This window comes from Streptomyces tanashiensis, from assembly GCF_014648895.1.
GTDB classification, from domain to species: domain Bacteria; phylum Actinomycetota; class Actinomycetes; order Streptomycetales; family Streptomycetaceae; genus Streptomyces; species Streptomyces tanashiensis.
Genome location: NZ_BMRZ01000016.1, coordinates 24,684 through 39,056, shown reverse-complemented (window position 1 = coordinate 39,056; position 14,373 = coordinate 24,684). Strand labels below are relative to the sequence as shown.

At 69.7% G+C, this 14,373-nt stretch carries 7 protein-coding genes; all 7 read right to left on the bottom strand.

The window, feature by feature from the left end:
* Nucleotides 1-708: 708 nt before the first annotated feature.
* Nucleotides 709-3,045 carry a DUF8189 domain-containing protein gene (locus tag IE237_RS32290; protein ID WP_189805702.1) on the bottom strand — a complete coding sequence of 779 codons (2,337 nt, stop codon included), beginning with the start codon at nucleotides 3,043-3,045 and terminating at the stop codon, nucleotides 709-711.
* 437 nt (nucleotides 3,046-3,482) lie between these two features.
* On the bottom strand, nucleotides 3,483-6,602 hold the full coding sequence (locus tag IE237_RS32285; RefSeq protein WP_229843035.1) for a TIM-barrel domain-containing protein: 3,120 nt from the start codon (nucleotides 6,600-6,602) through the stop codon (nucleotides 3,483-3,485).
* 218 nt (nucleotides 6,603-6,820) lie between these two features.
* A complete protein-coding gene (locus tag IE237_RS32280) occupies nucleotides 6,821-9,736 on the bottom strand; it encodes an ATP-binding protein (protein WP_189805701.1) in 2,916 nt (971 codons plus the stop codon).
* Nucleotides 9,737-10,080: 344 nt separating this feature from the next.
* Entirely contained in the window at nucleotides 10,081-11,061 is a 981-nt protein-coding gene (locus IE237_RS32275) for a hydroxyacid dehydrogenase (protein ID WP_189805700.1), read from the bottom strand.
* Between the two features lie 125 nt (nucleotides 11,062-11,186).
* Nucleotides 11,187-12,095 carry a carbohydrate ABC transporter permease gene (locus IE237_RS32270; protein WP_189805699.1) on the bottom strand — a complete coding sequence of 303 codons (909 nt, stop codon included), beginning with the start codon at nucleotides 12,093-12,095 and terminating at the stop codon, nucleotides 11,187-11,189.
* Entirely contained in the window at nucleotides 12,092-13,033 is a 942-nt protein-coding gene (locus IE237_RS32265; RefSeq protein WP_189805698.1) for a carbohydrate ABC transporter permease, read from the bottom strand. The genes IE237_RS32270 and IE237_RS32265 overlap by 4 nt, the downstream gene beginning before the upstream one ends.
* Nucleotides 13,030-14,370, bottom strand: a complete 1,341-nt coding sequence (locus IE237_RS32260; RefSeq protein ID WP_189805697.1) for an ABC transporter substrate-binding protein — start codon at nucleotides 14,368-14,370, stop codon at nucleotides 13,030-13,032. The genes IE237_RS32265 and IE237_RS32260 overlap by 4 nt, the downstream gene beginning before the upstream one ends.
* Between the last annotated feature and the right edge of the window lie 3 nt (nucleotides 14,371-14,373).

The window sequence follows — 14,373 nt, the reverse complement described above, 5'->3', positions numbered from 1 at the left end:
TCGCTGTGTGCGACGGAGCTAGCGTACCCGTATCCACAAGTGCTTTGGAGATTCTTGTTCTTATTGGAGTTAGATCATGCAGAAGAGAGCATTCGTGGCGTCACCAATGATCATCTTTTCCTCAGTAGTCCGCGACGGCGAGCCGGCCGGAAGTGCGGCCCACGGGGCACTCGGCCCGGACCCCGTGGCAGCGCCGGAATCACCTCCCCCGCGATGTGACCCCTGCGCGGGCCGCCCTCTTCCGGACCGCTGCCCGTCGGACCGTCCGGCGCCGGTCCCGGCCCCACCTCGCCCGGGTCGGCGGCCCTCAGTAGGGCATCGGTTTACCGGACGGTGTCCGCAGGTCCTGCGGAGGCCGCGGAGCCGGACGCTGGATTCGACGTTGCAGTACCTGTCGCATGGAAGCCACCACCTGAGGTCGATCGGACTTCCATGGTCGAAAGAGGCGGTCCTGAGTACCTGAGTAAGCCCTACTCAGTCACCCGGCACACCCGCCGTGTGACGCTCCGGAACCGAGGCGACGGTGTGGACGGGTGCGAGTGCGCAGGGAGTCGCTCCACCAAGGGGGGACCTGGCCGACCCTGCCCGCCGGCGGGTACAGCCCCCCGCGCTCAAGGCCCTTCGGCTGCGATCCGTCCACGGGGACGAGTCGGATCAGTCTCCGCCGCCGGGCGGACGCGGCGGATGGATCACGACCCGACGCGTGGCCTAGTAGTGGCCCGCCGCGGCGGGGCTGCCGGTGAGCTGCAGAGTGCTGTCCAACTGCTGCCAGGTGCCGGACGGTCCGTTCCCGATGCGGTACCACTGCCACAGGGTGTTGTCGGTGGCGCGGGCGTAGACGTTGACCCGGGAACCCACCTGGGCCGCCGTCGGCGCACCGACGCTCGCGCGGCCGAGGTCGTACCAGGAGGACGACCAGCCACCGGAGCTGCTCCAACTGAGCTGGCCGACGTTACCGGTGGAGGCCAGCTTGGCGAACACCTCGATCTGGCCGGGGCCGCCGCTGACCGCGGTCGGCGACGAATCCAGCGCTCCTCCGCGGCTGGTCCAGCCCGTCCACTCACCGCTCACGTAGCTCTTCTGCCACAGCTTGTCGTCGGTGCCGCGGGCAAAGACGTCGATGCGGTTGAGCGATGCCACCGCGGCCGGGGCGCCGACGATCGTGCCGCTCCCGGTGGGAGTACTGGGGCCCGCGTGGGCGACCGAGCTGGTCGTCCACTTGACGTCGTACCAGTACGCCGGCTTGTCATCCGCGCCGGGCGTCTGCTGGAAGGTCCGCTGATACATCCGACCGTCGGTGCCGCGGATGAACACGTCGATGCGGTCCCGACCCAGGCTCGCCGCGGTCGGGCTCGACGTCAGCACCATCCCGGGGAAGCTCACCCAGTTGCCCCAGGCGCCGTTCTTGTAGGTGTTCGCCCACAGCGTGTCGTTCGCGCCCCGGACGAACACGTCCGTGCCGCCGGCAGTCGAGACCACGGCGGGCTCGCCCTTGATGGCGCCGGGGCCGGTCGAACCCGCGGTGCCCAGCGCCAGGGTCTGCCACGCGGACCAGGAGGTGCCGTTCCAGTTCTTCTGGCTCACGCCCGTCGCGGTCGGGACGAAGACCGTTTCCGGCCGCTGGTCGATGGCGCCGGTCAGCTTGAGCATCACTGACTGGTGAGGGGCCAGGGTGAACGACTTCGATCCGGTCGGGCTGAGGGTGCCGAGGCTCTGACCGGTGTAGAGGTTCTGAACCGCCGGAGTGCCGTTGAGGCCGAGGTCCTTGGTGGTGAACGAGTGGGTCTTCGAGCTGCTGCTGGTGTTCAGGAGCAGGACGGCCCGCGCGCCCCCGGCCGCCAGTCGCTTGGACCAGACCTGGACAGAGCCGTCGTCCAGGACCTTCTCCCCTTGGCGGTTGGCGCTGTCCTGGGCAACCCCGATCACGGACTCGTTGCCGATGATCGCCGCACTCGCCGCGGTGAGGTCGGTGAGGTCCGTCGCCAACACCAGCGGTGCGCCCTGGATGGACCACATCCCGAAGTAGGACTGCTGCTCGTCCGGGGTCAGACCGTACAGCGTGCTTGATGTTCCACGTGTCTGCTGCTTCCCGGTGGCCGGGTCATTGCCGAACCCGGGCCCGATCATCAGGTAGTCCGGATCGTTGTACTGGCCGGCGGCGTGATTGCTGGGGTGGTCGTTCAACCTGAAGTTCTCGTTGACCTGGCCCCAGTTGACCCAGGTGGAGCCGCCGTTGGACGTCGTCCCGTAGCCGACGTTGCCCGAGAGGTCGCGACCGGTCCGCCAGCTGCGACCTGCGGCACCGCCCCACATCCACGGGCCGTCCGGGGAGGCTGCGCCCCACTGGCAGATGTCCAGCGCCATCGGGTGCTTGACGCCGGCGGAGGTCTTGGCGTTGGCCATGAGGCTGCCCCACGCCTTGTAGTTGTCCATGACCGTGGGGTAGCCGGACGGCATGCCGCCGCAGTGGTCCAGCTTCAAGAAGTCGAAACCCCAGTCCGCGAACGTGGTCACGTCCTGGGCCTCGTGACCGGCGCTGCCGTCCATGCCTCCGCAGCCCGTGGCGCCGGTGTCGGTGTACATGCCGGCCTGCAGGCCGAGGTCGTGGATGTAGTCGGTGAGGTCCTTCATGGTGTTCAACGCACGCGAGGCAACGGTGGTGCCGTTGGACAGGGTGACCGCCTTGGTGTGTGCGCCTGTCAGAAAGCCGGCGTTGGGGACGAAGACGCCGTTGGCATCGCGTCCCTTGCCGCCTCCGGACCCCCAGCCGTCGTCGATGCCGACGTTGCGGTAGCCGAGGTCGGCCAGGCTCTTGTGCCGGCCCGAGCCGTTGAGCGGGAGGTTCGCGTTCGGCGTCGCCATCCCGGCCGCCTGGTCGGCGATGATCTTGGCAGAGATCGCCTTCCCGTAGAAGAACCAGGAGTTCCAGCCCATGTGCGGCTTCGTCGCACCGTACACACCGGGCGGCACCAACGCCTCGGCAGGAGTCGGATCGCTGACGGCCGTCACCACCAGCGATCCCCCGAGGACCACTGCGGCGCTCACGGCCACGCCGGTGACGCGCCTTCCGAGCGAACGGGTTGTTCTTGCCCGGCGGACCGCCGGTACCGAGTCGGTCACTGGGACCTCCACAATCATTTCGGATGTATGCGGGAGGCCGCAGCACGCACGAGTTCCGGTGATAGCCGACGCCCGGTTCCGGACAGGACTCATGTCCGTGTACGACGCCGTGGGCCGACCGTCCGACGGGGACGCGTCGCGGCTGCGGTGGTTGCGCGGGCGGGCCGACCACGCGCTCGCGGCGCGGGCTCCGCTTCTGGATGCCCCCTGCACCGCCGGCCTGAGTGTCCGGACGGACTCGGCCCATGTGCGACGGCGGGCAGGCGGGGTCGGTCCGCCGCGTGCCCGCCGCCCGTATCTGCCGCCAGGTCCTCACCCATAGCGGGCGGGGAACCGGCGGATCCCTCGGTGACGGTGGTGTGTCAGGAGGTGAAGGACCACCGCTGATCCGTGCCACTGCCACACGTCACCAGGGTCAGCCGCGTGCCGTTCGCCGTGCCCGATCCCACCGGCGCCAGGCACTTGCTCCCGCTGCGGATCGACCCCTCGGCACCGAGGGACCACTTCTGTCCGGTGCTCGTGTTGCACGTCTGCACGGTGACTTCCGTGGCGCTACCGCCATCGAGACAGACACCGTTCAGACCGGTCAGCCGCCCGTCCGACTGGAACGTCCACCTCTGGTTGCCGCCGCCGTGGCAGGTGTACAGCGTGGGCTTCGTCCCGGGTGTGGTGCTGCTGCCCGGCAGGTCGGCGCAGCTGTGGGAAGCGGCGTTGACCAGTTGCGTGTTGCTCGGCAGTGGTGCGGCCGTGCCCGTGGCGGAGAGTTCGCCGAGGCTGGTCCAGGGGCCGCGGCCACCCGCTTCGCTGAGCGCCTTGACCTTCAGGTAGCGGCCGGTCTTCGGAGTCAGGTGCAGGGAGGTGCTTCCGGCGATGTCCGCGAGGGTGCCGGCCGCAACCGGGGAACCCCAGTCGGCCGTGCTGTCGGATACATACACCTCGTACCGGCCGATCCGGCCGTTCACTCCGCCGTCCTGCCGGGGCTGGTGGACGAGGCCGTCCACGGTGTACCGCTTGCCGAGGTCGATCCGGAGCTCGTGGGGCATGGCCGCGGGGGTGCCGGAGGACCAGGCGGTGTGCCACAGCGAGGCGGGGTTGCCGTCGATCGCGTTGCCGGCGGGCTGGGAGGCCTCCTGGCTGTCGGCCGTGGCGGTCCAGCCGGCCTTCGGGATCTGCGGGGAGGCCGGGATCGCGCCGGCGGTCGGGAGGGTGGTCCCGGTCGCCTTGACCGTGAACGCGCCGGACTTGCTGCCCGACTTGATCCACAGGATGCCGCCGCGGTCGGCCGCGTCGAAGTACCAGCCGGTGGTCGCGGCGTCGTAGGCGCTCTTGGAGCTCTGCTGTGCCAGCGTCGTGCCGCCGATGGTGACCCCGGTGGGTGCCTTCGCGGTGTGGACGCTGAACTCGTAGCCGCGCGAGGCGGGCTTTCCGGCGTAGGAACCGGTGGCGGCCCCCACGGAGACGGTGACGTCGCCGGACCCTGAGGTCGGGGCGGTGACGTCCACCTTCTGCTCGGCGAAGGCGCCGCCCTCGTGCGCGCGGGTGATGCCGTCGTCCTCGTAGAGGGTGAAGGAGGAGGTGCCGCGCGGGTGGATGTCGTAGGTGAGCGTCGAGACGCTCTTCTCGCCCGTGTAGTTCATCTGCGGCCACATCGGGACGATGGCGCCGCCCTTGACGAACAGGGGGAGCGTGTCGAGCGGCGCGCTGTAGCCGTTGATCCAGCCCGGCCCCGCGTAGGTCTTGCCCGTCCAGTAGTCGGTCCAGGTGCCGGCCGGGAGGTAGATGCCGTTGCGCACGTCGGTGTCGGAGACGACCGGGGCGACGAGGAAGGAGTCGCCCGCCATGAACTGGCCGCTGGTCTCGTTGCCGCGGGCCACCGGGTCGTTCGGGTACTCGAGCACCATGGCCCGGGTGCTGGGCACACCGGTCACGTGCGCGACGCGGCTCATGCTGTACAGGTACGGCATCAGGCGCATCTTGAGCTGGAGGTACTTGCGGTTGATCGACAGGTACGGCTCCGCGAAGCGCCAGGGCTGCTTGTCCTGGTATCCGGCCTCGGGGTTGGTGGGGCCCCAGCCGGACATCGTCATGAACGCCGGCGTGAACGACTTCCACTGCAGGTCCCGGACGTACGTCTTGGGGCTGCCGCCGTAGATCCCGTCCACGTCACCGGTCGCGTAGTTGAGACCGGACAGCCCCGCGCCCGTGATGGCGGGCACGTGCCAGCGCATGTCGTCCCAGGTTCCGCTGGTGTCGCCGGTCCATACGACCGCGTTGCGCTGAGTGCCGGCCCAGCCGTCGACCGTCCACACGAAGCGGCGCGCGTCGGAGTTCTTCTCGATGCCGTCGACGGCCTGCTGGACTCCGTTGAACGCCGACTTGTAGCCGCCGCCGATCCAGGCGACATCCGTCTTGACGCCCCGACTGCCGGCGACCCCGACCTCGTCCTTGATGTTCGCGAGGCCGGTGGACGTCCACAGGCCGGTCTTGAAGCCCTTCTCCCCCAGCGCCTTCACGGTGTCGGCGAGGTCGGTGTAGCCGCAGCCGTATCCGTCGTTGGGCAGGAACCAGCCCGACGGCATGTCGGCGGCGCGGGCGTCCGAGGCGTATCCGACGACGTCCTTGGTCGTCTGGTGGTCGGCACGTGTGTGATCACCCCGGTACTCGGGGTTGGACGCGTTCCAGCAGTCGGCGTTGCCGAGCTCGAAGCCCCAGTAGGGGGCCATGAACGGCTTGCCGGTGACATCGGTGTAGTCGTCGAGGACGCCCTTGAGCGAGGTGTCGACGAAGTACCAGGCGTCGAAGCGGTTCTCGTTGTGGGTGAACGCACCGGGAGAGCGGAAGTCGTACGCGCCCGGCGCCCAGGTGTTGCGCATGACGCCGTAGCCCTTGGTGGACATGTAGAACGGCGCCGGGCTGGCGTTGTCGTTCTCGTTCCAGTGGTTGTCGACGGCGACCGGGACGGTCTTGCCGCGCAGCGCCCACTCGCCGAGCCGGAGACCCGTGCCGTAGAACTGTTCGTCCGCGCCCTGCGCGAGGTGCTGCGTGGTCTTCCCGCCGTCCCAACTGGTGGGCGCGGTCTCCTCCCACACCAGCGTGGTGTTGTCCGCCCGGTAGACGGAGAATTTCAGCGGCGCCTTGTTGACCCGGATCGAAAGCTCCGGGGTGGTGATCCGGTAGTACGAGCCCGCATCGCTGTAGCTCGTCGTCACGGGTCCGAAGCCGGTCTTGACCGCGAGAGCGCCCCCGGCGGGATCGTTCGTGAAGGCGCCATCGGGTGCGAGCCATATGCGGAAGATGTCGCTGCGGGCGAAGGAGATGCGTGCCTTGGCGCCCGAGGACGTCGTGGCGGTGAACGTGGAACCCGACTGACTGAAGTCCGTCACCGAACCGGCAGTCTCGACGGCCGCCGTGGCGACGCCCGCGGTTCCGGCGGTCGCCATCCCGGCGCCGGCCAGGACCAGAGTGATCGCTGCGGCTGTCAATCTCCTGCGGATCGGGCGTGAGCCCGGGTTGGACCCGTATCGCATCGAGGCTCCCTGAGACGGTCCGGGTACGCGGGGCGCAAGGCCGGACTCCAAGTCGGTTGGGCCGCAATGTACGCGAGACGCCCGTCACATGGAAAGAGATGCGCGATCACGGTTGGTTACAAACAAGATTGGACAGTTCGATTGCGTGGAAGGTGTATCGGCCTGAGGCCTGATCAGCCGTCGTAGGAGCGCTGGAAGCGGTCGGGCCGAACAAGCACGTCCGTACGGCGGAGCACCTCGCGCGTGACACCCAGCTTCTTCAGCGTCCGGGCGACATGGTGCTCGACCGTTCTGACGGAGAGGACCAGCGCCCGGGCGATGTCTTGGTTGGCCGCACCGTCCGCGAGGAGGTGGGCAACCTGCTGCTCCCGGGGGGAGAGGTCGAGGCCGTATCCCCGGCGGCCGGGAGAGGAGGCCCGCCGCAGACCGAGATCCCTCAACTTTCCCTCGCAACGGGCGGTGTCGGCCGTGGCCCCCAGGGCCGCGTACATGTCGGCCGCCTGTGCGAGCTCGCCAACGGCGGCTTCGCGATCCCGCGCACCCATGACCTCGGACAGAAGCTCGGCCGCGTTCGCGGCGGCGTAGGGCCGCCGCATGTCCTCGTAGACCGACCGGGCACGGCCGAAGTGGAGCTTCGCCCCCTCCAGATCGCCGTCCTGCCGCAGGAGCATGCCACGAGTGAGGGCGAACACGGCCGCGACCGCCGGCGAGTCCGTACCCCTGGTGTCCTCCTCCACCGCGTCGACCACTCGCTCTGCGGCCTCACGACGGCCGCACTCGAGAGCGGCTCGGACCGCCACGAGCAGCAGCCCGTCGGCCCATGCCCGTGGAGCCGCGGGCGGGGGGTCCAGGACCGGGGCGACGACCGCCCACGCCGCCTCCGCATCGCCTTGGGCGAGGTGGACCTGCGCGATGCCGCTGACCGCCGACACCACCTCGCCCGCCCCGGTGCACTGGCCCCCCATGGACGCCATCCGGCGAAACTCCTGCAGCGCACGGGCCCATTGGCCTCGGGCAGCGGCCAGGCTCCCCCTGATCCCCGCCGCGGCACGCGTGACCGGAACCATGTCGGGCGCCTCGGCGCCGATCACGCGGAACCGCTCCTCCAGTCCGTCCCACCGGCCACCCAGCCAATCAAGTGTCAGCAGCGCGACGCGGCTGTGGCACTCTGTCGTCCGGAAGCCGGACCGGGAGCTGAGCACGCGGCACTCCTCCAGGAGACGGGTGCCCCGTCCGTCGAAGCCGCGCTCCACGGCGGCGACGCCGACGCTCTTCAGGGCTCGCAGATGGTGTCCCATGACCTCACGGTCCTCGACCTCCCTCGGGAGTTGGTCCACGAGGTCCCAGGCTTCCGGGTCCCCGTCGAGAGCCATCAGGGCCAGGCTGGTGGCATGCACTGCCGACCTGGCAAGCGCCGACGGGACCTCGAGCGCCGCGCGTTCGGCCCGGCGCATCCACGCCATGGCCGACGCGCGGGGCACATGGGGCTCGCCCCGGGCCAGGAACGTCATGGCGCGTACGGAGAGGTCGGGTCGGTTCCGCAATTCGTCCACGGCGCGTTCGAGCTCGGCATAGCCGTGCTCGTCGCTCCGCTGATCGATCAGGAACAGCCCGAGGGCGAGTCGGACCTCGCCCCGCGCTTCCGGATCCAGCGCAGGATCCTCGACGATCCGCCGCAGCGCCGTGGCACCTGGGGCGTAGTCGACGCTGTGTTCGGCGATGCGTCCAAGGTTCAGCGCGACGCGTGAGCGGACATCGGGGCTCACGTCCGGCTGCATGAGGATCTCGTGGCTGAGGGCGATGGCCACTCCGTCGTCCCCGAGGGTGAGGGCCTGGCCGGCCGCCGCCTCGGCCTCCCGAAGCCACCTGCGGACGTCGCCGAGAGCTCGGGTGTGGTGAGCGATCCGCACGAGTGGCGGAGTCGGCTGCGCCTCCAGGATTCGGTGAGCGCGTCGGTGCAGGCCGTCACGCACCGGCCCGATGATGTCGCGGTAGACGGCCTGCCGGGCCAGGGCGTGGCGGAATCCGTACAGTGCGGGGCCGGTCTCGCACAGCAGGGCCGACCGGACCGTCTCGGCGAGGGCCGCGGTGGCCTGATCCAGGTCCATGGCCGCCGTCTCGGCCAGGGTGGGGAAGTCGGAGGGGACGGAGAGGACCGCGGCGGCCTGGACGAGGGCGATCGCCGGCTCCGACAGGCGCGCCATGCGCATGTGCACCGCCTCCTGGAGCGCTCGGGGGACCTCCGCGCTCTCCAGCAGCGCAAGCGCGTCGAGCGCGTCCGCCTCCTCGTCCTGTGTCCGGCGCTCCGCCAGACGGCCTGTCAGGCTGAGAAGGTCCTCGTCCACGACGAGCGGCAGCCCCGCACTGCGCTCGTGGAGCGAGCGCGCCAGCCTCGCGGTGGCTCTCGCACCGAGGGCGGCGCCGACGAGGTCGCAGACGTCGCGCTCGGTCAGGACATCGAGACGGATCTCCGCCCCGTCGGTCCCGGGTGGTCGCCGGTAGGGGGCGCCCAGGACCGGAGTGGCCCGGGGCAGGTCTTCACCGCGGTAGGTGAGCACCAGGTTCAGGCCCGGCGGCGGGTCACGTGCCAGCCACAGCAGGAGCTCCCGTGTGGTCTCGTCGGCCCAGTGCATGTCCTCGACCACGAGCACCGCCGGGCTGAGGGCTTCCAGGAGGTTGCGGAGGCCCCCCCGGATCCGGAGCCGCGCGGCACGGGGGTCCGCCGACGGATGCGGTTCGGGCGGAAGGCGGTCGGCCCATCCGGGGAGCAGCGGCGCGAGCGCGCCGGTCTGGGGGCTGAGCCGAGCCACGTCGGGGAGCCATTCGGCCGCTGCCGGCAACGCCTCCAGTACGGGGCCGAACAGAATCGGCTCCTGCAGTGGGTGGCACCGGCCGACGAGCACGCGTACGCCACGGTCGCGGAGCGCACGCGTCGCTTCCTGGACCAGGCGGGTCTTGCCGATCCCCGCCTCACCCTCCACGAAGACGACCGCCGTCGGGCGGGAGAGCACGGAAGCCAGCAGGGACAGCTCACGCTCCCTGCCTACCATCGGGTAGCCATGCTGCGCGGTCTCGCTCTCTGTGGACATCTCCACAGACCTTCCGATCATGGTGAGTGCCTTTTCGCAGGGTCTGCTCGGACGCCGCCACGGGCCCCGTCGGTGACGGGCACCTCATGGCGTACCTCCACACTCGCCCGGCCGGGCTCCCCGCACAGCCGTGGTACTACCTGTTCGCTACCTATGCGTGCGTCCCGGCATTGCGTACGCCGGTGGCGCCCGCTTGAATCCGACCCGAGCGGACCCCACCGCCCGCCCTCGGCGCAACGAAGGCGGGGTGGGGTGACTGGACGGAAGGGTGGAGGGGACGGCCTCCGTCGCGGCGGTCCCTTCCATGGCGCATCCGAGCCTCTTCGCTGTCGACTGGACGGATGTCAGGCCGTGCGGTGGATGTTCTCGGGAAGCACGGGGTGGGCGAAGGGCAGGTCTGCCGTGTAGCGGGCGAGTTCCTCCGCTGCGGCGGTGGCCATCCGGTGGAGTTCTGTGCCGAGCGAGCCGGCGACGTGCGGGGTGAGGAGCACGTTCGGCAGGTCGTACAGGGGTGAGTCGGCCGGCAGGACGTCCGGGGTGGAAACGTCGAGGACCGCGTGGAGACGGCCGGCCGTCAGCTCCTCGACCAGGGCCTCCTGGTCGATCAGCGAGCCGCGCGAGGTGTTCACCAGGGTCGAGCCGTCGGGCATGAGCGCGAGCAGCCGGCGGCTGATCAAGTGCCGGGTCTCGGGGAGTTCGGGCGCGTGGACGCTCACGACGTCGCTCAGTGCGCACAGCTCGTCGAGGGACACCCACCGGGCACCGAGCGCCATCGCCTCGGCGGAGTCCACGAACGGGTCGTGGAGCAGCAGTTCGAGGTCGAAGGGGCGGAGCAGCTCGAGCACGCGTCGGCCGATCTGGGACGCCCCGACGATGCCCACGGTGCGGCGGTAGTTGCCGATGCCGGGGTTGGCGTGCTGCCAGTCGTACGGAGCACGCCGCTCGCGGTACTCGGTGGCCAGGCGCAGGACCTGCTTGTTGGCCCACAGGACGGCCGCGACGGTGTACTCGGCCACCGGCAGGGCATTGGCCCAGGCCGCCGACGTGACCCGGATGCCGCGCTGCCAGCACGCGTCGGTGATGTGGTGCTTGACCGACCCGGCGACGTGGATGACGGCGCGGAGGACGGGGGCCGCGGCCAGGACGGACTCGTCGATGGGCGGGCACCCCCAGCTGCTGATGATGACCTCGGTCTCGGCCAGGGCGGCGACGGCCTCGGGGGTCGTGAAGTCGTCGACGATGACCAACGGGTCCAGCGTGGCGAGGCTGGTCAGCCGGGCCATGGTACGGGGATCGATCAGGTGGGGCGCCAGCCCGGGGTGCATGGCCAGGACGGCCCGCGGCTGCGGGCGCGACGGTTGGGATGCGGTGCCACTCGGGCGGTCCGTGGGCGCGGTCGGCGGATGGGGCACTCGTTTCTCCAGGTGGTGTTCGGGTGAACGGGAACGAGTCACTTGACGCTGCCCGCGGTGAGGCCGGCCTTCCAGTGCCGTTGCAGGGCGACGAAGGCGATGACCAGGGGGATGACGGCGAGCAGTGAGCCGGTGACCACCAGCGGGTAGTACTCGGGAAAGGCCCGGGTTTCGGTGTTCCACGTGTAGAGACCGAGGCTGACCGGGAAGAGCCGGTTGTCGGAGAGCATCACGAGCGGCAGGAAGAAGTTGTTCCAGATGGCGGTGAACTGGAAGAGGAAGATGGTGACGAAGCCGGGCATCACCATGGGCAGCCCTATGGACCAGAAGGTGCGCAGCTCGCTCGCACCGTCCATCCGGGCGGCCTCCAGGACCTCGCCGGGCACATAACCGGTGCAGAACACCCGGGCCAGGTAGACCCCGAACGGGTTGACCAGGGAGGGCAGGAAGACCGCCCAGAACGTGTTGACCACGCCGACCTTCGAGGCGATCAGGTACATGGGCAGCGCGAGCGCCGTACTGGGCACCAGGACGCCGAGCAGTACCAGGCCGAACAGCTTCTCCTTGCCGCGAAAGGCGTAGACCTCGAAGGCGTAGCCGGCGCAGATGCACACGAACGCGCAGAGCAGGGCGCCGATTCCCGCGTAGAGCAGGGAGTTGAGGTACCAGTGGACGTAGACGCCGCCGTCGGCGGTGAAGAGGTCGCTCAGGTTCTGGGTGAGGTTCCAGCGTTCCGGGGTGAGCGGGCGCCCGCCGAGGAGGTCGCCGGTCTTCTTGGCAGCGGCGGTGAGCAGCCAGCCGAGCGGCAGCAGGGTGTACGCGGCGGCCAGCGCCAGCGCGCCGTTGACCGCGAACTTCGAGAGGTAGAGCAGGCGCCGTACCGGCCTGCGCGGCGCGGGCGGGGCCGTTTGCACGCGGGTCCGGTCGGGACGGGTGAGGGTGGTCATGTGGTGGCCTCCGCTCGACGGTCGGACCGGACGCGGGTGAGTCGGGTGACGACGAAGGACAGGGTGGCGGCGACGACGGCCAACAGCACGGAAGCAGCCGCCGCGAGGCCGTAGTCACCCCGCTCGAAGGCGGCCGTGTAGGCGTACATGTTCGGGGTCCATGTGGTGACCACGCCCGGGGACGTGCCGTGCAGGATCATCGGCTCGGTGAACAACTGGAGCGAGCCGATGACGGTGAACATCCCGACCATGGAGATCGAGGCCCGGATCAGCGGGATCTTGACGCTGAACGCGGTGCGCAGGGGCCCGGCTCCGTCGACCACGGCGGCCTCCAGGACCTCGCGCGGGACGGCCTGCAACGCGGCGTAGAAGATCACCATGTTGTAGCCGGTCCACTCCCAGACCGCGATGTTGACCACGGCGGGCAGCGGGTGGCCGAGCAGGTCGACCTGTGTGCCGAGGGAGTTGAGAACCTCGACCACCGGACTGATGCCGGGGGTGTACAGGTACATCCAGATCAGCGCGGCGATGATGCCTGGCACGGCGTGCGGCAGGAACAGGGCCAGCTGGAAGAACCGGCGTGCCCTTGCCAGGGTGGAGTCCAGCAGCAGGGCGAGCAGCAGCGACGTGCCGATCATGATCGGGATGTACAGCAGGCAGTACTGGGCCGTGGTCCAGAAACCTTCCAGGAACGCGTGGTCGGTCAGTGCCCGGGTGTAGTTGCCGAGACCGGTGAAGAGGGTACGGCCGCCGCCGAAGCCGAGGCCGGAGCGCTTCTCGGTGAACAGGCTCAGGTAGGCCGCGTAGCCGATCGGGATCAACGTGCAGGCCGTGAAGAGCACCAGGAACGGGGCGAGCAGGATGGCGGGCGCCCCGACCCTCCCGCGCCGGCCGACAGCGGCGCGGGAGGGCTGTGAACGGGTCGCTCGGCTCGTCACTCGGAGACCTTGAGTCCGCGGTTCTTCAGCTCCGCGACCGTGGCCTGCTGTCCGGCGTCGAGGGCCGTCTGGATTGTGCCGCCCTGGCTCAGCTTGCCGAACGAGTCCTTGACCGCACCGTTGGTGGCACCCATCGCTGGGCCCCACTCCCAGCCCTGCTTGATGGACTTGCCCGCGTCGACGAAGACCGAGTAGATGTCCTGGCCTCCGTAGAAGTCGGTCTTGAAGGCTGCCTTGGCGACCGGGACGAGTGCGGGAGCGGCAGGGAACATCGAGGAGGTTCCGGAGGCGATGCGCGCCTGGATGCCCTCGGGGGTCGTGGTGGCCCAACTGGCGAATTCCACTGCGGCCTTCGCCTTCTTGCTGTCCTTGGAGACGGCGAAGGTCGAGCCGCCGAGCATGCCGCTGGCAGGCTGTCCGTCCCAGGTCGGAACAGCGGCCGCGGCCCACTTGCCGCTGGTGTCGGGCACCGTGGACTTCAGTACGCCGCCGCCCCAGGCGGCTCCGATGTAACCGGCGGTCCCGCCCTTCTGCAGCGAGGCCGTCCACTGCTGGCTGAACGACGGCTCGACCCGGACGAGGTCGTCATTGATCATCTTCTGCCAGTAGTCGGCTACCCGCTGGGTCTCCGCGCCCTTGATGTCGATCTTCCAGCTGCCGTCGGCGCCCGAGAACCAGCGCGCCCCGGCCTGCCAGGACATCGCCTCGAAGACGCCCGGGTCGTCGGGGAAGAAGGTGCCGATGCGGGAGTTCGGGTCGGCCTTCTTCAGCTTCTCGGCGTCCGCGCGGTACTCGTCCCAGGTCTTCGGCGGGGAGGTGATGCCGGCCTTTTCGAACAGGTCCTTGCGGTAGAAGAAGACCTGCGGGGCGGCGTCCAGCGGCAGCCCGTACGTGGCACCACCGAGCGTGGTCAGCTCGACGGACTGCGGGAGGTACTTGGCCTTCAGCTCGGAGGAGACGAGCTTGGTGATGTCCTGGACGGCACCCTTGCTGACGAAGTCGGGCAGCTGACCGTACTCGGTGTTGAAGACATCGGGGGCGTTGCCCGCCTTCACTGCGTTGGAGATCTTGGCGTAGCCCCCGGCGTTGCCGGAGGGGATCGCCTCGAACTTCACCTGGACGTCCTTGTGCGAGGCGTTGAACGCGTCGACGACCTCCTGGGTTCCCTTGGCCCAGCCCCAGAAGGTGACGGTGACGGGCTTGCCGTCCTCGGAGGGGGCGGCACTGTCCGCGCTGCTCCCGCAGGCGGCCAGCAGCGCCATGGAAGCCGCGGCGGCGGTGAGGGTGGCGGCGGCGCGCGTTCTGCGACGGCGCGAGGAGAAGGGGGTGGTGGGCATGCT